Origin of the sequence: Morganella morganii, from assembly GCF_019243775.1 — a bacterium.
Classification (GTDB): Bacteria; Pseudomonadota; Gammaproteobacteria; order Enterobacterales; family Enterobacteriaceae; genus Morganella; species Morganella morganii.
Map to the genome: position 1 here is coordinate 3401175 of NZ_CP069157.1, position 19251 is coordinate 3420425.

32 protein-coding genes, 5 tRNA genes and 2 rRNA genes are annotated in these 19251 nt (G+C 48.1%); 1 reads left to right on the top strand and 38 read right to left on the bottom strand.

What is annotated here, in order from left to right; translation table 11 throughout:
* Window positions 1-17: 17 nt before the first annotated feature.
* The 33 genes from rpsD to JL661_RS16390 all read right to left on the bottom strand — a co-directional run bounded on the left by rpsD (window position 18) and on the right by JL661_RS16390 (window position 15261).
* Window positions 18-638 (bottom strand): 30S ribosomal protein S4, encoded by a 621-nt coding sequence (gene rpsD / locus JL661_RS16230; RefSeq protein WP_015422331.1) that lies wholly within the window; start codon window positions 636-638, stop codon window positions 18-20.
* 37 nt (window positions 639-675) lie between these two features.
* Window positions 676-1065 (bottom strand): 30S ribosomal protein S11, encoded by a 390-nt coding sequence (gene rpsK, locus JL661_RS16235; protein WP_003863312.1) that lies wholly within the window; start codon window positions 1063-1065, stop codon window positions 676-678.
* A gap of 15 nt (window positions 1066-1080) precedes the next feature.
* Window positions 1081-1437, bottom strand: coding sequence for a 30S ribosomal protein S13 (rpsM, locus tag JL661_RS16240; RefSeq protein ID WP_004242250.1), 357 nt, complete (start codon window positions 1435-1437; stop codon window positions 1081-1083).
* A 145-nt stretch (window positions 1438-1582) separates the two neighbouring features.
* On the bottom strand, window positions 1583-1699 hold the full coding sequence (gene rpmJ / locus JL661_RS16245) for a 50S ribosomal protein L36 (protein WP_015422332.1): 117 nt from the start codon (window positions 1697-1699) through the stop codon (window positions 1583-1585).
* A gap of 33 nt (window positions 1700-1732) precedes the next feature.
* Complete coding sequence (gene secY, locus JL661_RS16250) at window positions 1733-3064, bottom strand: preprotein translocase subunit SecY (protein ID WP_004238612.1); 1332 nt, start codon at window positions 3062-3064, stop codon at window positions 1733-1735.
* A gap of 7 nt (window positions 3065-3071) precedes the next feature.
* Window positions 3072-3506, bottom strand: a complete 435-nt coding sequence (rplO, locus tag JL661_RS16255) for a 50S ribosomal protein L15 (protein ID WP_004242249.1) — start codon at window positions 3504-3506, stop codon at window positions 3072-3074.
* A 3-nt stretch (window positions 3507-3509) separates the two neighbouring features.
* A complete protein-coding gene (gene rpmD, locus JL661_RS16260; RefSeq protein ID WP_004238614.1) occupies window positions 3510-3689 on the bottom strand; it encodes a 50S ribosomal protein L30 in 180 nt (59 codons plus the stop codon).
* A gap of 6 nt (window positions 3690-3695) precedes the next feature.
* Entirely contained in the window at window positions 3696-4196 is a 501-nt protein-coding gene (gene rpsE, locus JL661_RS16265) for a 30S ribosomal protein S5 (protein ID WP_004238615.1), read from the bottom strand.
* Window positions 4197-4210: 14 nt separating this feature from the next.
* Window positions 4211-4564: a 50S ribosomal protein L18 gene (gene rplR, locus JL661_RS16270; RefSeq protein ID WP_004238616.1), complete on the bottom strand. Its 354-nt coding sequence runs from the start codon at window positions 4562-4564 to the stop codon at window positions 4211-4213.
* Window positions 4565-4573: 9 nt separating this feature from the next.
* Window positions 4574-5107, bottom strand: coding sequence for a 50S ribosomal protein L6 (gene rplF, locus JL661_RS16275; protein ID WP_004238617.1), 534 nt, complete (start codon window positions 5105-5107; stop codon window positions 4574-4576).
* Between the two features lie 14 nt (window positions 5108-5121).
* Complete coding sequence (gene rpsH / locus JL661_RS16280; RefSeq protein WP_004242248.1) at window positions 5122-5514, bottom strand: 30S ribosomal protein S8; 393 nt, start codon at window positions 5512-5514, stop codon at window positions 5122-5124.
* A gap of 34 nt (window positions 5515-5548) precedes the next feature.
* Entirely contained in the window at window positions 5549-5854 is a 306-nt protein-coding gene (gene rpsN / locus JL661_RS16285; RefSeq protein ID WP_004238619.1) for a 30S ribosomal protein S14, read from the bottom strand.
* A gap of 12 nt (window positions 5855-5866) precedes the next feature.
* Window positions 5867-6406, bottom strand: coding sequence for a 50S ribosomal protein L5 (gene rplE, locus JL661_RS16290; protein ID WP_004238621.1), 540 nt, complete (start codon window positions 6404-6406; stop codon window positions 5867-5869).
* Between the two features lie 15 nt (window positions 6407-6421).
* On the bottom strand, window positions 6422-6736 hold the full coding sequence (gene rplX / locus JL661_RS16295) for a 50S ribosomal protein L24 (protein WP_004238623.1): 315 nt from the start codon (window positions 6734-6736) through the stop codon (window positions 6422-6424).
* A gap of 11 nt (window positions 6737-6747) precedes the next feature.
* The gene (gene rplN, locus JL661_RS16300) at window positions 6748-7119 is read right to left on the bottom strand and encodes a 50S ribosomal protein L14 (protein WP_015422333.1); all 372 of its coding nucleotides are present in this window, start codon (window positions 7117-7119) and stop codon (window positions 6748-6750) included.
* 175 nt (window positions 7120-7294) lie between these two features.
* Window positions 7295-7549: a 30S ribosomal protein S17 gene (gene rpsQ, locus JL661_RS16305; protein WP_015422334.1), complete on the bottom strand. Its 255-nt coding sequence runs from the start codon at window positions 7547-7549 to the stop codon at window positions 7295-7297.
* Window positions 7549-7740 carry a 50S ribosomal protein L29 gene (gene rpmC, locus JL661_RS16310; RefSeq protein ID WP_004238624.1) on the bottom strand — a complete coding sequence of 64 codons (192 nt, stop codon included), beginning with the start codon at window positions 7738-7740 and terminating at the stop codon, window positions 7549-7551. Before rpmC ends, rpsQ begins: the two co-directional genes overlap by 1 nt.
* Window positions 7740-8150, bottom strand: coding sequence for a 50S ribosomal protein L16 (rplP, locus tag JL661_RS16315; protein ID WP_004238625.1), 411 nt, complete (start codon window positions 8148-8150; stop codon window positions 7740-7742). Before rplP ends, rpmC begins: the two co-directional genes overlap by 1 nt.
* 14 nt (window positions 8151-8164) lie before the next feature.
* Window positions 8165-8866, bottom strand: a complete 702-nt coding sequence (rpsC, locus tag JL661_RS16320; RefSeq protein ID WP_004238626.1) for a 30S ribosomal protein S3 — start codon at window positions 8864-8866, stop codon at window positions 8165-8167.
* A 16-nt stretch (window positions 8867-8882) separates the two neighbouring features.
* On the bottom strand, window positions 8883-9215 hold the full coding sequence (gene rplV, locus JL661_RS16325; protein ID WP_004238627.1) for a 50S ribosomal protein L22: 333 nt from the start codon (window positions 9213-9215) through the stop codon (window positions 8883-8885).
* Between the two features lie 14 nt (window positions 9216-9229).
* Window positions 9230-9508: a 30S ribosomal protein S19 gene (rpsS, locus tag JL661_RS16330; protein WP_015422335.1), complete on the bottom strand. Its 279-nt coding sequence runs from the start codon at window positions 9506-9508 to the stop codon at window positions 9230-9232.
* A gap of 14 nt (window positions 9509-9522) precedes the next feature.
* Window positions 9523-10347 (bottom strand): 50S ribosomal protein L2, encoded by an 825-nt coding sequence (gene rplB / locus JL661_RS16335; RefSeq protein WP_004238630.1) that lies wholly within the window; start codon window positions 10345-10347, stop codon window positions 9523-9525.
* A 19-nt stretch (window positions 10348-10366) separates the two neighbouring features.
* Window positions 10367-10669: a 50S ribosomal protein L23 gene (gene rplW / locus JL661_RS16340; protein ID WP_004238631.1), complete on the bottom strand. Its 303-nt coding sequence runs from the start codon at window positions 10667-10669 to the stop codon at window positions 10367-10369.
* Window positions 10666-11271: a 50S ribosomal protein L4 gene (gene rplD / locus JL661_RS16345; RefSeq protein ID WP_015422336.1), complete on the bottom strand. Its 606-nt coding sequence runs from the start codon at window positions 11269-11271 to the stop codon at window positions 10666-10668. The genes rplW and rplD overlap by 4 nt, the downstream gene beginning before the upstream one ends.
* A 16-nt stretch (window positions 11272-11287) precedes the next feature.
* On the bottom strand, window positions 11288-11917 hold the full coding sequence (gene rplC / locus JL661_RS16350) for a 50S ribosomal protein L3 (protein WP_004238634.1): 630 nt from the start codon (window positions 11915-11917) through the stop codon (window positions 11288-11290).
* A 31-nt stretch (window positions 11918-11948) separates the two neighbouring features.
* Window positions 11949-12260 (bottom strand): 30S ribosomal protein S10, encoded by a 312-nt coding sequence (gene rpsJ / locus JL661_RS16355; RefSeq protein ID WP_001181005.1) that lies wholly within the window; start codon window positions 12258-12260, stop codon window positions 11949-11951.
* A 338-nt stretch (window positions 12261-12598) separates the two neighbouring features.
* Window positions 12599-13081, bottom strand: coding sequence for a bacterioferritin (bfr, locus tag JL661_RS16360; RefSeq protein ID WP_004238635.1), 483 nt, complete (start codon window positions 13079-13081; stop codon window positions 12599-12601).
* 116 nt (window positions 13082-13197) lie between these two features.
* On the bottom strand, window positions 13198-13389 hold the full coding sequence (gene bfd / locus JL661_RS16365; RefSeq protein WP_004238636.1) for a bacterioferritin-associated ferredoxin: 192 nt from the start codon (window positions 13387-13389) through the stop codon (window positions 13198-13200).
* A gap of 141 nt (window positions 13390-13530) precedes the next feature.
* On the bottom strand, window positions 13531-14715 hold the full coding sequence (tuf, locus tag JL661_RS16370) for an elongation factor Tu (protein ID WP_036413223.1): 1185 nt from the start codon (window positions 14713-14715) through the stop codon (window positions 13531-13533).
* Between the two features lie 110 nt (window positions 14716-14825).
* A tRNA-Thr gene (locus JL661_RS16375) sits at window positions 14826-14901 on the bottom strand.
* A gap of 6 nt (window positions 14902-14907) precedes the next feature.
* Window positions 14908-14982, bottom strand: a tRNA-Gly gene (locus JL661_RS16380).
* A gap of 102 nt (window positions 14983-15084) precedes the next feature.
* Window positions 15085-15169: transfer RNA gene (locus JL661_RS16385), tRNA-Tyr, on the bottom strand.
* Window positions 15170-15185: 16 nt separating this feature from the next.
* A tRNA-Thr gene (locus JL661_RS16390) sits at window positions 15186-15261 on the bottom strand.
* Window positions 15262-15647: 386 nt separating this feature from the next.
* Here JL661_RS16390 and coaA point away from each other — a divergent pair.
* Window positions 15648-16592 carry a type I pantothenate kinase gene (gene coaA / locus JL661_RS16395; RefSeq protein ID WP_062773594.1) on the top strand — a complete coding sequence of 315 codons (945 nt, stop codon included), beginning with the start codon at window positions 15648-15650 and terminating at the stop codon, window positions 16590-16592.
* Between the two features lie 28 nt (window positions 16593-16620).
* Here coaA and birA read toward each other — a convergent pair whose 3' ends face one another.
* The 5 genes from birA to rrf (JL661_RS16420) form a co-directional block, all read right to left on the bottom strand.
* Window positions 16621-17601, bottom strand: a complete 981-nt coding sequence (gene birA, locus JL661_RS16400) for a bifunctional biotin--[acetyl-CoA-carboxylase] ligase/biotin operon repressor BirA (protein ID WP_004238687.1) — start codon at window positions 17599-17601, stop codon at window positions 16621-16623.
* Window positions 17598-18635, bottom strand: coding sequence for a UDP-N-acetylmuramate dehydrogenase (gene murB / locus JL661_RS16405; protein WP_062773597.1), 1038 nt, complete (start codon window positions 18633-18635; stop codon window positions 17598-17600). Before murB ends, birA begins: the two co-directional genes overlap by 4 nt.
* Before the next feature lie 139 nt (window positions 18636-18774).
* A 5S ribosomal RNA gene (gene rrf, locus JL661_RS16410) occupies window positions 18775-18890 on the bottom strand.
* Between the two features lie 34 nt (window positions 18891-18924).
* Window positions 18925-19000 (bottom strand) — tRNA-Thr (locus JL661_RS16415).
* A 35-nt stretch (window positions 19001-19035) separates the two neighbouring features.
* A 5S ribosomal RNA gene (gene rrf, locus JL661_RS16420) occupies window positions 19036-19151 on the bottom strand.
* Window positions 19152-19251 lie beyond the last annotated feature (100 nt).

Sequence of the window (19251 nt, forward strand, 5' to 3'; positions counted from 1 at the left end):
CTCTTTGGTGCTAAGCCTTACTTAGAGTAAAGCTCGACGATCAGGTGCTCGTTAATATCAGCAGAAAGGTCAGTACGCTCAGGAATACGTTTGAACACACCTTCCATTTTCGCAGCATCAACTTCCAACCAAGTTGGTTTTTCACGCTGCTCAGCCAGCTCTAAAGCAGCCTTAATACGAGACTGTTTTTTCGCTTTTTCACGAATGCTGATTACGTCGTTAGGGGAAACCTGATAAGAAGCAATGTTTACAACACGGCCATTTACCATGACAGCTTTGTGGCTGACGATCTGACGTGCTTCTGCGCGGGTAGCGCCAAAGCCCATACGATAAATAACGTTGTCTAAACGACCTTCCAGCAGAGACAGCAGGTTTTCACCTGTGTTGCCTTTCAGACGAGTTGCTTCTTTATAGTAGTTACGGAACTGACGTTCCAGCACGCCGTACATACGACGAACTTTTTGTTTTTCACGTAACTGAACACCATAATCAGACAGACGCGGTTTACGGGCGCCGTGCTGGCCTGGTGCTTGATCTAATTTACACTTGGTGTCAATCGCGCGAACACCAGACTTCAGGAAGAGGTCTGTTCCTTCGCGACGGCTCAGCTTGAGCTTCGGACCCAAATATCTAGCCATTTTCTTTCTCCAACTATCCTAAAAAACGTAAGGGCGATTAGACGCGACGTTTTTTCGGAGGACGACAACCGTTATGAGGGATCGGAGTCACATCAGTAATGTTAGTGATGCGGAAACCAGCCGCGTTTAATGCGCGAACGGTTGACTCACGGCCAGGACCAGGTCCTTTAACCATAACTTCCAGATTCTTAATACCGTACTCTTTCACAGCCTCTGCGCAACGTTCTGCTGCAACCTGTGCTGCGAATGGAGTTGATTTACGAGAACCACGGAAACCGGAACCACCGGCAGTTGCCCAACCTAATGCGTTACCCTGACGGTCAGTAATGGTAACGATTGTGTTGTTGAAAGAAGCATGGATATGAGCCACACCGTCAGAGACTTGTTTTCTTACACGCTTACGTGCACGAACAGGTGCTTTTGCCATTATAAGATTCCCCGATTATTTCTTGATCGGCTTACGCGGACCCTTACGGGTACGTGCGTTAGTCTTCGTACGCTGACCGCGTACCGGAAGACCACGACGATGGCGTAAACCACGATAGCAACCAATGTCCATAAGACGTTTGATGCTGAGGGTCACTTCACGGCGCAGGTCACCTTCTACAACGTATTTAGCAACTTCGTCACGCAGTTGGTCGATTTGCTCTTCAGACAGCTCACTGATCTTAACATCTTCAGCAATACCCGTTGCTTTACAGATAGCCTGTGAACGGGTTAAGCCGATGCCGAAAATTGCAGTTAATGCAATAACAGCATGTTTATGATCAGGAATGTTAATGCCTGCTATACGGGCCACTATGCACTCCTAAAAATTTTGGGGTAATACTGATCTGAAAAGCCCGTTTTCAGGATACTCAAACAGTAGAACCACGTTTAATAAAAAGATTGGCTGGCTAATTTAGCCAGCTCAATCCAACTTTGCAAGAAAAATATGCTTTTTATTAGCCTTGACGCTGTTTATGCTTAGGCTCAGCACTGCAAATCACGCGCACGACACCGTGACGCTTAACGATTTTGCAGTTACGGCATAATTTCTTGACGGAAGCACGAACTTTCATTTTTACTCTCCGTAACTTCTAAAGCAAACCGAATTAACGGTTATAACCTTTGAGGTTTGCTTTTTTCAATGCAGACTCGTACTGACTTGACATCATCAGAGTTTGCACTTGAGCCATAAAGTCCATGATGACCACAACCACGATTAAGAGGGAAGTACCACCAAAGTAGAAAGGTACTTTCATTGCGTCACGCATGAACTCCGGGATTAGGCAGATAAAGGTAATATATAACGCGCCAACTAAAGTTAAACGAGTCATTACTTTATCGATGTACTTGGCCGTTTGCTCTCCCGGACGAATTCCTGGTACAAATGCACCGGACTTCTTCAGGTTATCTGCTGTTTCTCTTGGATTAAATACCAGTGCGGTATAGAAGAAACAGAAGAATATGATTGCAGAGGCATAAAGTAACACATAGAGCGGCTGGCCTGGCTGCAGATACATAGAAATTGTCGTCAGCCAATCCCAGCCAGTACCATCACCGAACCAAGATGCAATTGTACCAGGGAACAGGATAATACTGGAAGCGAAAATCGCAGGAATTACACCCGCCATATTCACTTTCAACGGTAAGTGTGTACTTTGTGCCGCGTAAACACGGCGGCCTTGCTGACGTTTGGCATAGTTAACGACGATACGACGTTGACCACGCTCCATAAAGACAACAAAGCAAGTAACCGCAAATACCAAGACTGCAACCAATAGCAACAGGAGGAAGTGCAGTTCGCCTTGACGAGCTTGCTCAATGGTATGGCCAATTGCTGACGGAAGACCCGCAACAATACCGGCGAAGATGATGATCGAAATACCGTTACCGATACCGCGTTCAGTAATCTGCTCACCCAGCCACATCAGGAACATAGTCCCTGTCACCAAACTCACAACAGCCGTGAAGTAGAACGCAAAGCCCGGGTTAATAACCAGACCCTGCATACCAGGCATATTCGGTAAGCCCATCGCGATACCAACAGACTGGAACACCGCGAGGACTAACGTACTATACCGGGTGTACTGGCTAATCTTACGACGACCAGCTTCCCCTTCTTTCTTAATCTCCGCCAGGCGCGGGTTCACCACGCTCAGCAGCTGGATAATAATCGATGCCGAAATGTACGGCATGATACCCAGCGCAAAGATTGAAGCACGACTCAACGCACCACCAGAGAACATGTTAAACATCTCAATGATGGTGCCTTGTTGTTGTTCGAGCAATTTCGCAAGAACAGTGGCATCAATACCAGGGATAGGAATGAAAGAGCCAATACGGAAAACAATCAGTGCGCCGAGCACAAACAGTAAACGACGCTTTAACTCACCTATTCCGCCTTTAGCACTTTGGAAATCTGTACCTGGTTGCTTTGCCATCTGTTACTTATTCCTCGATTTTACCGCCAGCAGCTTCGATAACAGCACGAGCGCCTTTAGTAACACGCAGGCCGCGTACAGTAACTGCACGAGTCAGTTCACCAGACAGGAACACTTTCGCGTACTCAATCTGTGGACCAATAACGTTTGCGGCTTTCAATACATTAAGATCGATAACATCGCCTTCGATCAGCTGAAGATCAGATAAACGGATCTCAGCAGTGACCATCGCTTTACGTGAAGTAAAGCCGAATTTTGGCAGACGACGATATAAAGGCATCTGGCCACCTTCAAACCCACGACGTACGCCACCGCCAGAACGAGAGCTCTGACCTTTGTGACCACGACCTGCGGTTTTACCGAGACCGGAACCAATACCACGACCTACACGTTTTGGTGCGTGTTTAGCACCTGCTGCCGGAGACAGAGTATTTAATTGCATCTGTTACTCCTCAACTTTAACCATATAGGAAATACGATTAACCATACCACGGACCGCTGGTGTATCTTCGCGCTCTACAGTGTGGCCAATATGACGCAGACCTAAACCGACCAGAGTTGCCTTGTGTTTTGGCAGACGGCCGATTGAGCTGCGGGTTTGTGTAATTTTAATTGTCTTAGCCATGGTCCATTACCCCAGAATTTCTTCGACGGATTTACCACGCTTAGCTGCAACCATTTCCGGAGACTTCATGCTGTCTAAAGCATCCAGTGTTGCACGAACAACGTTAATTGGGTTCGTGGAACCATAAGTTTTAGCCAGGACGTTACGAACACCGGCAACTTCAAGAACAGCACGCATTGCACCACCGGCAATAATACCGGTACCTTCGTGAGCAGGCTGCATAAACACGCGGGAACCGGTGTGTGTGCCTTTCACTGGGTGGAATAATGTGCCGTTGTTAAGTGCAACGGTTTTCATGTTGCGACGGGCTTTTTCCATCGCTTTCTGGATTGCTGCCGGAACTTCGCGTGCTTTGCCGTAACCAAAACCAACGCGGCCGTTGCCATCACCCACTACAGTCAGTGCGGTGAAGCTAAAGATACGACCACCTTTAACGGTTTTAGATACGCGGTTTACCGCGATCAGCTTTTCCTGCAGTTCGCCAGCCTGTTTTTCGATGTGTGCCATCTTACACCTCTACCTTAGAACTGTAGGCCAGCTTCACGGGCAGCATCTGCCAGTGCCTGGACTCGACCATGATATTGGAAACCTGAACGGTCAAAGGATACTGCTTTGATTCCTTTTTCCAGTGCGCGCTCAGCAATAGCTTTACCTACTGCGATTGCGGCATCTTTGTTTCCGGTGTATTTAACTTGTTCGCTGATAGCTTTTTCAACAGTAGAAGCGGCCACCAACGTTTCAGAACCGTTTGGTGCAATAACCTGCGCATAGATATGGCGAGGGGTACGATGTACCACCAGGCGAGTTGCACCCAGTTCCATAAGCTTGCGGCGTGCGCGGGTCGCACGACGGATACGAGCTGCTTTCTTATCCATAGTGTTACCTTACTTCTTCTTAGCCTCTTTAATACGCACGACTTCGTCGGCGTAGCGAATACCTTTACCTTTGTAAGGTTCAGGGCGACGATAGGCGCGTAAGTCTGCTGCGATCTGACCAATAACCTGCTTATCAGCACCTTTCAGTACGATTTCAGTTTGGGTCGGACATTCAGCAGTAACGCCAGCCGGCAGTTTGTGCTCTACTGGGTGAGAGAAACCTACAGACAGGTTTACCACATCACCTTTAACGGCTGCACGATAACCAACACCTACCAGTTGCAGCTTCTTAGAGAAGCCTTCGGTAACACCAACAACCATAGCGTTAACCAGTGCACGAGTTGTACCAGCCTGTGCCCATGCGTCGGTATAACCGTCACGCGGACCAAAGGTTAACTGGTTGTCTGCATGTTTAACTTCTACAGCGTTGTGGATATTACGGCTCAGCTCGCCGTTTTTACCCTTAATCGAAATAACCTGACCGTTGAGTTTTACCTCTACGCCGGCAGGAATGACGACGGGTGCTTTTGCCACACGAGACATTCTTTCCTCCCGAATTATGCTACGTAGCAGAGAATCTCGCCACCAAGACCAGCCTGGCGAGCTGCACGATCAGTCATTACACCTTTAGATGTAGAAACAACTGCGATACCCAGACCTGCCATAACTTGTGGCAGTTCGTCTTTGCGCTTATAAATACGCAGACTTGGGCGGCTTACGCGCTGGATGCTTTCTACAACAGCCTTACCCTGGAAATACTTAAGAGTCAGTTCCAGTTCTGGCTTGATGTCGCCTTCGATTTTAAAATCTTCAATATAACCTTCTTCCTTCAGCACGTTGGCAATTGCCACTTTCAGCTTGGAGGAAGGCATGGTGACCGCAACTTTGTTCGCGGCCTGACCGTTACGGATACGGGTCAGCATATCCGCGATGGGATCTTGCATGCTCATCTGTCTTTACTCCCGTGATTCAATATGGTGACAATTACCAGCTAGCTTTCTTAAGGCCCGGGATTTCACCGCGCATAGCGGCTTCACGGACTTTAATACGGCTTAAGCCAAACTTCCGCAGAAAACCGTGTGGACGCCCGGTTTGGCGGCAACGGTTACGCTGACGGGAAGGACTGGAATCACGTGGCAGAGATTGAAGCTTCAGAACAGCATCCCAACGATCGTCATCTGATGCGTTGACATCGGAGATGGTAGCTTTCAGTTCTGCGCGTTTTGCGAAGAATTTCTCAGCTAATTTTGCACGTTTTACATCACGTGCTTTCATAGATTTCTTAGCCATGAATACCCTGCCTTACTTGCGAAACGGGAAGTTAAACGCTGATAACAGTGCGCGACCTTCATCATCAGATTTCGCGGTGGTAGTGATAGTAATATCAAGACCACGAACACGATCCACTTTATCGTAATCGATTTCAGGGAAGATGATTTGTTCACGTACGCCCATGCTGTAGTTACCGCGACCATCGAAAGACTTAGCGGACAAGCCACGGAAGTCACGAATACGTGGTACAGCAATAGAAATCAGTCGCTCAAAGAACTCCCACATGCGTTCGCCACGCAGAGTTACTTTACAGCCGATTGGATAGCCCTGGCGGATTTTGAAGCCTGCAACAGATTTGCGTGCTTTGGTGATCAATGGTTTCTGACCAGAGATTGCTGCTAAGTCAGCTGCTGCGTTATCCAGCAGTTTTTTATCAGCAATTGCTTCACCAACACCCATATTCAGGGTGATCTTCTCGACCCGAGGGACTTGCATGACAGAATTGTAGTTAAACTGAGTCATCAGTTGTTTAACTACTTCGTCTTTGTAGTAATCATGCAGTTTCGCCATCGTATACTCCAAAAATTACTTGATAGTTTCGCTGTTAGACTTGAAGAAACGGACTTTTTTGCCGTCTTCGAATCTAAAACCTACACGGTCAGCCTTGCCGGTTGCCGCATTGAAGATTGCAACGTTAGAAACCTGAATTGCAGCTTCTTTTTCAACGATGCCACCTGGTTGGTTCAGGGCCGGAACCGGCTTCTGATGTTTCTTAACCAGATTGATACCTTCAACGATAACTTTACCAGAAGAAAGAACCTGTTTTACTTTACCGCGCTTACCTTTATCTTTGCCGGTCAGCACGATAATTTCGTCATCACGACGGATTTTCGCTGCCATAGTTCCGCTCCTTAGAGTACTTCAGGTGCCAGTGAGATAATTTTCATAAACTTCTCGTTACGAAGTTCACGAGTTACCGGCCCAAAAATACGCGTACCGATAACTTGCTCGCTGTTATTGTTTAACAATACACAAGCGTTGCTATCGAAGCGAATGACAGAACCGTCAGGGCGACGTACACCCTTCTTGGTGCGCACCACTACTGCCTTCAGAACATCACCTTTTTTTACTTTACCGCGCGGAATTGCTTCCTTGATGGTAATTTTGATAATGTCGCCTACAGCTGCGTAGCGACGGTGCGAGCCACCTAGAACCTTGATACACATTACGCGACGTGCACCGGAGTTATCGGCCACGTTCAGCATAGTCTGTTCTTGGATCATTTTAGTGCTCCGCTAAATGTCAACTACTACTGAGCCACTCTTACTAAAAAGAGAGGCCGTCCAAATACCCAATTACGAGGGCGCGGCATTATAACACCACATCTTCGTTATGGATAGAAAAAAAATAAACGGCTCTAAAGCCGAGCCGTTTATTCTACATCAGAAAGCAGTGCTGTTACAGTACAGCTTTCTCTACGACGCGAACCAGGGTCCAGGACTTAGTCTTAGACAGTGGACGGGTTTCGCGGATTTCTACCACGTCACCGATACCACATTCATTGTTCTCGTCATGTACGTGCAGTTTAGTCGTACGACGGATGAACTTACCATACAGAGGGTGTTTCACCATACGCTCGATAGTCACAACAATGGATTTCTCCATTTTGTCACTAACAACACGACCTTGCAGAGTACGGATTTTATCGGTCATTACGCACCCGCCTTCTCAGTCAATAAAGTCTTAACACGTGCAATATTACGACGCACTTGTTTTAACAGATGAGACTGTTGTAACTGGCCGCTTGCCGCTTGCATACGCAGGTTAAATTGTTCGCGCAGCAGGTTCAGCAGCTCAGTGTTCAGCTCTTCAACGCTTTTTTCGCGCAGCTCTTTCGCTTTCATTACATCACCGTCTTAGTTACAAAGGTGGTTTTGATAGGCAGTTTAGCTGCTGCCAGCTTGAATGCTTCACGAGCAAGCTCTTCCGATACGCCGTCCATTTCATACAGGACTTTACCCGGCTGGATTAAGGCAACCCAATACTCCACGTTACCTTTACCTTTACCCATACGCACTTCAAGAGGCTTTTCAGTGATAGGTTTGTCCGGGAACACACGGATCCAGATTTTACCCTGACGCTTAACTGCACGGGTCATAGCACGACGTGCTGCTTCGATCTGACGTGCAGTCAGACGACCACGGCCAACAGCTTTCAGACCATAAGTGCCGAAGCTCACATCCGCGCCGGCTGCCAGACCGCGGTTACGGCCTTTGTGCACTTTACGGAATTTTGTACGCTTTGGTTGTAACATTCAGCGACTCTCCTTTACTTACGGCCTTTACGCTGCTGTTTTTTAGGTTGAGCAGCCGGTTTTTCCGCCTGTTCAACTGCAGCCATGCCACCCAGAATCTCACCTTTGAAGATCCACACTTTAACACCGATAACACCATAAGTAGTCTGAGCTTCAGAGGTGTTATAATCGATGTCTGCACGCAGGGTATGCAGAGGCACACGGCCTTCACGATACCACTCAGTACGTGCGATTTCAGCACCGCCTAAACGGCCGCTGACTTCGACTTTGATACCTTTAGCGCCTAAACGCATAGCATTCTGTACCGCACGCTTCATAGCACGACGGAACATAACGCGACGTTCCAGCTGTGAAGTGATGCTGTCAGCAACTAATTTTGCGTCCAGTTCAGGTTTACGTACTTCGGCAATATTGATCTGCGCAGGAACGCCAGCGATATCTGAAACGCTTTTGCGCAGTTTTTCAACGTCTTCACCTTTCTTACCGATCACGATGCCAGGGCGTGCAGTGTGAATAGTCACACGGATGCTCTTAGCAGGGCGCTCGATAACGATGCGGGATACTGACGCTTTTTCCAGTTCTTTAGTTAAGTACTTACGTACTTTAAAGTCGCTGTCCAGGTTGTCAGCGAATTCTTTGGTGTTCGCAAACCAGGTAGAGTTCCAAGGTTTAACAATACCCAGGCGAATACCATTTGGATTTACTTTCTGACCCATTGCTAGTCTCCAGGTATCAGCGATCGGACACAACCACAGTGATGTGGCTGGTGCGCTTAAGAATACGATCTGCACGACCTTTAGCACGAGGCATGATGCGCTTCATGGTTGGGCCGTCGTCAACGAAAATTTTCGCTACTTTCAGATCATCGATGTCAGCGCCATCGTTGTGTTCTGCGTTAGCAATAGCAGACTCCAGAACTTTCTTCACTAAACCAGCAGCTTTCTTGTTGGTAAAGGTTAAAATTTCCAGAGCTTGCGACACTTTCTTACCGCGGATCAGGTCAGCCACCAGGCGAACCTTCTGAGCAGAAGAACGAGCGTGGCGATGCATAGCAATAGTTTCCATCTCTTCCTCCTACCTTATTTCTTTTTGGCTTTTTTATCAGCCGCATGGCCGCGATAAGTACGGGTCGGCGCGAATTCACCCAGTTTGTGACCAACCATTTCGTCGGTAACGTAAACCGGAACATGCTGACGACCATTATGGACAGCGATGGTCAAACCGATCATGTTAGGAAAGATCGTTGAACGACGGGACCAAGTCTTAACAGGCTTTTTGTCACCGCTTTCCACCGCTTTCTCTACCTTCTTCAGCAAGTGCAGGTCAATAAAAGGACCTTTCTTGAGAGAACGTGGCATGGCTTATCCTCTAATTATTTCTTAGTACGACGATGAACGATGAAGTGTTCAGTGCGTTTGTTTTTACGAGTCTTCTTACCTTTGGTCTGAACGCCCCATGGTGTTACAGGGTGTTTACCAAAGTTACGACCTTCACCACCACCATGTGGGTGGTCTACCGGGTTCATCGCAGTACCGCGAACGGTAGGGCGAATACCACGCCAGCGACTTGCACCAGCTTTACCCAGAACGCGCAGCATGTGTTCAGCGTTACCCACTTCACCTAAAGTCGCGCGGCAATCTGAAGGAACTTTACGCATTTCACCGGAACGCAGACGAATAGTGACATAAGCACCATCGCGCGCAACGATCTGAACGTAAGTACCGGCAGAACGTGCCAGCTGGCCGCCTTTACCTGGTTTCATTTCTACGTTATGAACAGTAGAACCAACCGGGATGTTGCGCATTGGCAGAGCGTTACCCGCTTTGATTGCAGCATCAACACCAGACTGGATTTGATCACCAGCTTTCAGGCCTTTAGGAGCCAGGATGTAACGGCGTTCACCGTCTTTGTATAATACCAGAGCAATATTTGCTGAACGGTTTGGATCATATTCCAGACGTTCTACAACAGCCGGGATACCGTCTTTGTTACGTTTAAAGTCAACAATACGGTAATTTTGCTTGTGACCACCACCAATATGACGGGTAGTGATACGGCCATTGTTGTTACGACCACCAGACTTGTTGTTTTTCTCAAGCAGTGGTGCGTAAGGTTTGCCCTTGTGAAGCTCAGGGTTAACCACTTTAACGACGTGGCGACGGCCCGGAGACGTAGGTTTACATTTAACAATTGCCATTGTTCTTTACTCCTCCGACTTACTCAGCGCCGCCGACGAAGTCCAGATTCTGGCCTTCCTGCAGGGTGACGTAAGCTTTTTTCCAGTCGCTACGACGACCGAAACGCTGACCGTGGCGCTTCACTTTGCCTTTAACCAGCAGAGTGTTAACACCTTCAACTTTGACTTCGAACAGTTTTTCAACTGCAGCTTTGATTTCAGCTTTAGTCGCGTCTTTAGCAACTTTGAGCACGATGGTATTTGTTTTTTCCATCGCGGTAGACGCTTTTTCAGATACATGCGGCGCGCGCAGTACTTTCAGCAGACGTTCTTCACGGATCATGCCAGCATCTCCTCAACTTGCTTAACTGCTTCAGCAGTCATCACTACTTTACCGAACGCGATCAGACTGACCGGATCGATTGCAGTGACATCACGCACATCAACCTTGTACAGGTTGCGAGCTGCTAAGAACAGGTTCTCATCAACTTCGTGTGTGACGATCATCACGTCTTCCAGAGCCATATCTTTCAATTTCTGTACCAGCAGCTTGGTTTTAGGTGCTTCTACAGCAAATTTTTCGACAATGATCAGACGATCCTGACGTACCAATTCGGACAGGATGCTTTTCAGCGCGCCGCGGTACATCTTTTTGTTAACTTTTTGACTGTGGTCCTGTGGTTTCGCTGCGAAAGTGATACCACCAGAGCGCCAGATTGGGCTCTTGATTGAACCAGAGCGGGCACGACCAGTACCTTTTTGGCGCCATGGTTTTTTACCAGACCCAGTAACTTCAGCACGAGTTTTCTGAGCACGTGTACCTTGACGAGCACCAGCTGCATACGCAACAACTACTTGATGGACAAGCGCTTCATTGAAATCACGCCCGAAGGTAGTTTCGGAAACAGTCAGCGCGCTTTGCGCGTCTTTCATTACCAATTCCATTCCTATCTCCTCGACGTTAAGCCTTGACAGCTGGTTTAACAATCAGGTTGCTACCGGTTGCACCCGGGACAGCACCTTTTACCAGCAGCAGGTTACGCTCAGCGTCAACGCGAACGACATCCAGGCTCTGAACGGTTACACGTTCGTTACCCAGCTGACCTGCCATTTTCTTGCCTTTAAATACCTTACCCGGAGTCTGGTTCTGACCGATAGAACCCGGAACACGGTGAGACAAGGAGTTACCATGAGTAGCATCCTGAGTACGGAAATTCCAGCGCTTTACAGTACCGGCGAAGCCCTTACCTTTAGATGTACCAGTAACGTCAACTTTCTTAACGTCAGCGAAAATTTCAACGCTGATGTTCTGGCCAACAGTAAACTCTTCACCTTCTGACAGGCGGAATTCACGTAACAGGCGACCAGCTTCAACACCAGCTTTTGCGAAATGTCCTGCTTCAGGTTTGTTCACGCGGTTAGCTTTTTTGCTGCCGGTGGTAACCTGAATAGCACGATAACCGTCAGTTTCGTCAGATTTAACCTGAGTAACGCGGTTATTTTCGATTTCGATAACAGTAACAGGGATTGACACACCTTCTTCAGTGAAGATGCGGGTCATACCCACTTTTTTACCGACTAAACCAATCATTGTTTCAACCTCTCAATCAATTGATACCTGATTAACCCAGGCTGATCTGCACGTCAACGCCGGCAGCCAGATCCAGACGCATCAGAGCATCAACGGTTTTTTCAGTTGGCTCAACGATGTCAACCAGACGTTTGTGAGTGCGAATTTCGTACTGATCGCGCGCATCTTTGTTGACGTGCGGAGAGATCAGAACGGTAAAACGCTCTTTACGGGTCGGCAGCGGGATAGGACCACGAACTTGCGCACCAGTGCGCTTAGCAGTCTCTACGATTTCCGCAGTTGATTGATCGATCAGACGATGATCAAAAGCTTTAAGGCGGATACGGATTCTTTGGTTCTGCATGAGACCAGAGCTCCAACTATTTTATAAACGTAAAAAATTACTCCTCGCACCCATTTCGATTGACGGGGGAGTGTAATCGTTCTCGATGTAATCCCCATATCGGGGATATTTTCATGAACAGCTAAAAAACATACTGTCCAATGCTGGTATCAACCAGGCTTGCACAATTGGCAAGCCCGCGCATTATACGTGAATGAGCCCTGAAAGCAAGCCGCAAACCGGGATTTGTGCAAATTATCTCCGGCGCCATGACAAAAAATCAAAAAAGAAAAACCGCCGCGGGTTTCCCTGCCGGCGGTTCTGCACATTGCTTACTTTAGTGATTATTTCTCTGTTTTTTATTCTGTGTCTGCGTCCGCCATCTGTGCCTGCTGATAGTTCTGCAGACCCACACGGGCTATCAGATCCAGCTGGGTTTCCAGCCAGTCGATATGAGACTCCTCTTCCGCCAGTATTTTTATCATCAAATCACGGCTGACATAATCATGTTTGGAATCGGCATAGGCAATGGCTTCACGTAAATCTTTGGCGCCATCCAGTTCCAGCTGAAGGTCAGACTTCAGCATTTCCTCAACATCTTCGCCGATATGAAGTTTACCGAGATCCTGAAGGTTCGGGATCCCTTCCAGAAATAAGATACGCTCAATGTATTCATCAGCGTGTTTCATCTCATCAATGGATTCTTCATACTCTTTGTTGTTGAGTTTAATCAGACCCCAGTTTTTGAACATGCGGGCATGCAGAAAATACTGGTTAATAGCAACCAGTTCATTTCCCAGCAATTTGTTCAGATGCGAGATCATTTTTTTATCGCCTTTCATGTACCCTCCTTTGTTTCCTGTCTGTTCAGTATAGACACAGGAAATAATTCACGGAGTGATTACGGTGACAAAATAGCGATACAGTTCAAAATTCCGGCGGGTTTCAGAGAGAAGATTCAGGCGACGCGGTCAACCGGGACAGACATATGCTCTTCTGCAATAACGGCTTTGGCGTGGCGGATACATTTGCCGCATTCAGTGCCGACAGGGATAATTTTACGCAGTTCACCGATGGAATGAACCTTATTCTGGCGCACGGCATTCCGGATGGCTTTATCGCTGATGGCATTACATAAACATACGTACATATCATTCCTCCTGACTGCGGTAAAGAGTAAATGATAATCAGTATTATTACAATTGCTATTGTGTAAATTTTGTCAGCAGTTGCCGGAAAGCAGGCATAAAAAAAGAGAGCCGCAGCTCTCTTTTTAATAATCAGCGGGGAATTAACCCATCACTTTCGCTACAACACCCGCGCCAACGGTACGGCCGCCTTCACGGATTGCGAAACGCAGACCATCGTCCATTGCGATTGGGTGGATCAGGGTGACGATCATTTTGATGTTGTCGCCCGGCATTACCATTTCAACGCCTTCCGGCAGTTCGATAGTACCTGTTACGTCTGTGGTACGGAAGTAGAACTGTGGACGGTAGCCTTTGAAGAATGGAGTATGACGACCACCTTCATCTTTGCTCAGAATATAAACTTCTGATTCAAATTTGGTGTGTGGTTTGATTGAACCTGGTTTAGCCAGAACCTGACCACGTTCGATTTCTTCACGCTTGGTACCACGCAGCAGAACACCGACGTTCTCACCTGCACGGCCTTCGTCCAGCAGTTTGCGGAACATTTCAACACCGGTACAGGTGGTTTTCGCAGTATCTTTGATACCCACGATTTCAACTTCCTCACCAACCTTGATGATACCGCGCTCAACACGACCGGTAACAACGGTACCACGGCCGGAGATTGAGAATACGTCTTCGATTGGCAGCAGGAACGGCTTGTCAATTGCACGCTCTGGCTCCGGGATGTAAGAATCCAGGAAACCTGCCAGTTCAACGATCTTAGCTTCCCACTCTGGCTCGCCTTCCAGTGCTTTCAGCGCTGAACCGCGAACGATTGGCGTGTCGTCGCCAGGGAAATCGTACTGAGACAGAAGTTCACGAACTTCCATTTCAACCAGTTCCAGCAGCTCTTCATCATCAACCATGTCACATTTGTTCAGGAATACGATGATGTAAGGAACGCCAACCTGACGACCTAACAGGATGTGCTCACGGGTCTGTGGCATAGGGCCATCAGTTGCAGCAACAACCAGGATAGCGCCGTCCATCTGTGCAGCACCGGTGATCATGTTTTTAACGTAGTCGGCGTGCCCCGGGCAGTCAACGTGCGCGTAGTGGCGAGTCGGAGTATCGTACTCTACGTGAGAAGTAGAGATGGTGATACCACGTGCTTTTTCTTCAGGCGCGTTATCGATCTGGTCGAATGCACGAGCGTTACCGCCGTAGGTTTTTGCCAGAACGGTGGTGATTGCAGCAGTCAGGGTAGTTTTACCGTGGTCAACGTGGCCGATAGTACCAACGTTAACGTGCGGTTTCGTACGTTCAAACTTTTCTTTAGACATTAGTTGTCCCTCTAAGACACGGAATCGGTGGTTTCACCACATCAACCAAGCAGTATTGCTTGTCTGGATATTTACAGGGAAAAAAATCAAGGAATGGAGAACAACGGAAGTGGTGCTGATAGGCAGATTCGAACTGCCGACCTCACCCTTACCAAGGGTGCGCTCTACCAACTGAGCTATATCAGCACATCTTGGAGCGGGCAGCGGGAATCGAACCCGCATCATCAGCTTGGAAGGCTGAGGTAATAGCCATTATACGATGCCCGCGTGAACTCGGCTACCTGACTTTAATCTGCTGTAACTGAATCCGGAGTATTTTACATCGAAGGAGTCTTGAGTAAAACACTCAGGATAATAATTCACATTGGATGGTGGTGGGAGAAGGATTCGAACCTTCGAAGTCTGTGACGGCAGATTTACAGTCTGCTCCCTTTGGCCGCTTGGGTATCCCACCTTTCCAAATTGTTAAATGGTGCCGGCACCAAGAGTCGAACTCGGGACCTACTGATTACAAGTCAGTTGCTCTACCAACTGAGCTATGCCGGCATCAAGTGCTGCGCATTCTATGGAGACTTTGCGCAGGATGCAACAAAAAAATCGCTGAAATTGTTCTTTTGCTCACAAAGTGGACATTCTTCCGTATTTTGCTGTTTTTTTCAATAGGTAATGTACAAATTAGCAGCGATACTTATCACTTAAACTCTCAGTAATCACACAGATGGACTACCGTAAAAACCAATAATCCGCTTATTTTTAACTCCTTGTTTATGTCATGCGCAATGTAATTTATGTCCGCGACATCAAAAAAAATGCATTTTTTCAAAAAAATTGCTACGCCTGACTCTCATCTCTCGCTATGATGCGATTTATTTTCAGCCGGTACGGGTATTAATGACCTGTCCAACCTGCGTAATAAAGGCAGCTGTTGGTTTATGTATAAAGAAAAATCGCTCTCTCCTTATCTCCATTTCAGCCGCAGTCAGTGGGCGACCCTGCGTAACTCCGTTCCGATGACGTTGTCTGAGCAGGAAATTGACGATCTGCGCGGTATCCACGATGAAATCTCGATTGATGAAGTTATCGCGATTTATCTGCCACTGTCCCGTCTGCTGAACTTCTATATCAGCTCAAACCTGCGCCGTCAGGCCGTACTGGAGCAGTTCCTCGGCAGAAATGAAGCGAAAGTCCCTTATGTGATTGGTATTGCCGGCAGTGTGTCAGTCGGAAAAAGTACCACCGCCCGGTTATTGCAGGCGCTACTGAGCCGCTGGCCGGAACATCGCAAAGTGGATTTGATTACCACTGATGGTTTTCTTCATCCCAATTCTGTGCTGAATGAACGCGGTATTATGAAGAAGAAAGGATTCCCTGAATCCTATGACATGTATAATCTGGTACGTTTCGTTTCTGAAGTGAAATCCGGTACCCCGCGGGTTCTGGCGCCGGTTTATTCACATCTGACCTATGACATTATCCCGGATAAACAGTTAGTGGTTGAGCAGCCGGATATCGTGATCCTGGAAGGCCTGAATGTGCTGCAGAGCGGGATGGATTATCCGGAAGCCATGCACCATGTGTTCGTGTCCGATTTTGTGGATTTCTCTATTTATGTGGATGCGCCGGAAGAATTACTGAAGAGCTGGTATATCGGGCGGTTCCTGAAATTCCGTCAGGGCGCATTCAGTGATCCTAATTCCTATTTCCATCACTATGCGCAACTTGAGGAAAGTGAGGCCGTCAGCATTGCCTCAACAATCTGGGATGAGATTAACGGCCTGAATCTGCATGAAAATATTCTGCCGACCAGAGAGCGGGCCAGCCTGGTGATGACCAAAGGCACCAATCATATGGTGACCAATGTGAAACTGCGGAAATAATCAGTTTTTCTGTTAAAAATAAACCGGCTCAGGCCGGTTTATTTTTTGAATTCACACCGCGAAGTGATATTTCTCCGCCGATATAGGGGGTAATTTCACCAAACTGGTCTAATAACAAAGCACCCTGCCCGTTTATCCCTCTGGAAACGCCAAAGACCTCACGCTCACCAATAATCAGTTTTACTTCACGATTAAGGTAATTATCAAAAGCATACCAGCGTTCAATAAACGGGGTCAGTCCGCTTTTTTCGAACAAGTGCAACGCATCTGTCAGATGTTTAATAAACTCTGCAGATAATATATTACGGTCGATCTGAATACCGGATTGCTGCAGATTGATCCACTGCTGGCCAATCTGATCTGTACCGCTGCTTTCCATGGTCAGGTTAATCCCGATCCCGATAACCACATGCGCGGCATCCCCGGTTTTTCCCTGAAGTTCGACCAGAATACCGGCCAGTTTTTTGTCATCCAGATATAAGTCATTCGGCCATTTGACTTTTACACCGGTCGCACCCAGCTCATGCAGTGTCTCAGCAAGCACAATACCGACTACCAGACTCAGCCCGATAGCCGCTGCGGGTCCCTGCTCAAGACGCCAGTACAGAGAAAGATACAGATTGCGGCCAAACGGAGAGATCCACTGCCGCCCGCGGCGACCGCGTCCGGCATACTGGTATTCCGCCACACAGGCATCACCGGATGTCAGTTCCCCGACTTTATCCATCATATGCTGATTGGTGGAACCTATGACCGGCAGCACTTCGACATTTCGCCCGGGCAGCAGCGTGCGGATAACATCGGGCTGTAACAGATTCATCGGTGCAAAGAGGCGGTAACCCTTACCGGTGACCGTTTCCATCTCTATCCCCATCTCACGTAAGGTGCGGATATGCTTATTAACTGCAGCCCGGGTCATCCCCAGCTTATCGCCGAGTTGTTCACCGGAATGGAACTCACCGTCAGATAAAATGCCGATCAGCGTCAGCGGTACACTGTAATCTTTCATGCGATAGCCTCTGTGGCACTGATTTCACCGTCCGTACCGATAAAACGGACTTCCGGCTCCAGCTGAACCCCGAAACGGGCAGCAACCTGCTGACGGACATAACGGGCGAGACGAATAACATCATCACCTGTTGCATTATCACGGTTGATTAATACCAGCGCCTGATTCATATGCACAGCTGCACCGCCTTCCTGATGGCCTTTCAGTTGACACTGGTCGATAAGCCAGCCGGCAGCGAGTTTGATTCCGTCTGCCACCACATACTGCGGGCAGTCAGGATACTGTGCTTTGATTTTCTGCGCACACTCAGCAGTCACAACCGGATTTTTAAAAAAGCTGCCTGCATTGCCGGTTACAGCCGGATCCGGCAGTTTGCTCATCCGCATCTGACAGACCATATCAAATACCTGCTGAGGTGTGACAGTCGCTGGATCCAGCGATTTCAAATCACCGTAGCTCAGATTCGGTTTCCATACTTTCGGCAGTTTCAGTCCCACCGCTGTGATAGCATATCCCTGCTGATAATCATGTTTGAAAATACTGTCACGGTAGTCAAAGCGACATTCCTCTGCAGTCAGGCGTGTTGTCTGCCCGTCTGACAGAGAGGTGACATCCACATAGTCACATACGTCTTTAAATTCGGTACCGTATGCCCCGATATTCTGAATCGGTGCAGTACCGGCACAGCCCGGGATCAGCGCCAGGTTTTCCATGCCGTAAATACTGTTCGCCAGCATCCAGCGGATTAATTCATGCCAGTTTTCGCCGGCACCAACTTCGATAAACCAGGCATCCGGTGTTTCCCGGACGGTCTTGCCGGGGATCCGGTTAATGACAACGGTGCCATTGAAATTCTCAGTAAACAGTACATTACTGCCGCCGCCTAACAGCAGGAAGGGGGATTTTTCCGTTTGTGCAGCCAGCCATAAGCGGCAGAGATCAGAAATGGTCTCTGCGACATCAATATGCCGGGCACCGGCTTCGATACCAAATGTATGTAACTGGCGGAGTGAATCAGCAGGTTTGAGGGACATAATGAAAAACTCATCTGACAAATATGCTGTCTAGTTTATCAGTCCGCAGACGCGGATCCCAGCACTGCGGGAATTTGTATTTTGGCGGACTGCAAATGCAAAAAAGCCACTCAGATGAGTGGCTTTCTTTAAATATAAAACCTGGCGGTTCCCTACTCTCACATGGGGAGACCCCACACTACCATCGGCGCTACGGCGTTTCACTTCTGAGTTCGGCATGGGGTCAGGTGGGACCACCGCGCTACGGCCGCCAGGCAAATTCTTTTCAATTTCTGCCGAACTAAATTAATGGTGCTGATACCCAGATTCGAACTGGGGACCTCACCCTTACCAAGGGTGTGCTCTACCAACTGAGCCATATCAGCAAAAATCTGCGCTTTTGCACAGACTTTAAATAATAACCTGGCGGTTCCCTACTCTCACATGGGGAGACCCCACACTACCATCGGCGCTACGGCGTTTCACTTCTGAGTTCGGCATGGGGTCAGGTGGGACCACCGCGCTACGGCCGCCAGGCAAATTCATTTCAATCCAAAACAAGCTTTCACAGTGAATGACTTCTGCCTCTTCACTGTGCTGAAAAATCTCTCTAATCGTCTCTCAACTCAAAACACCT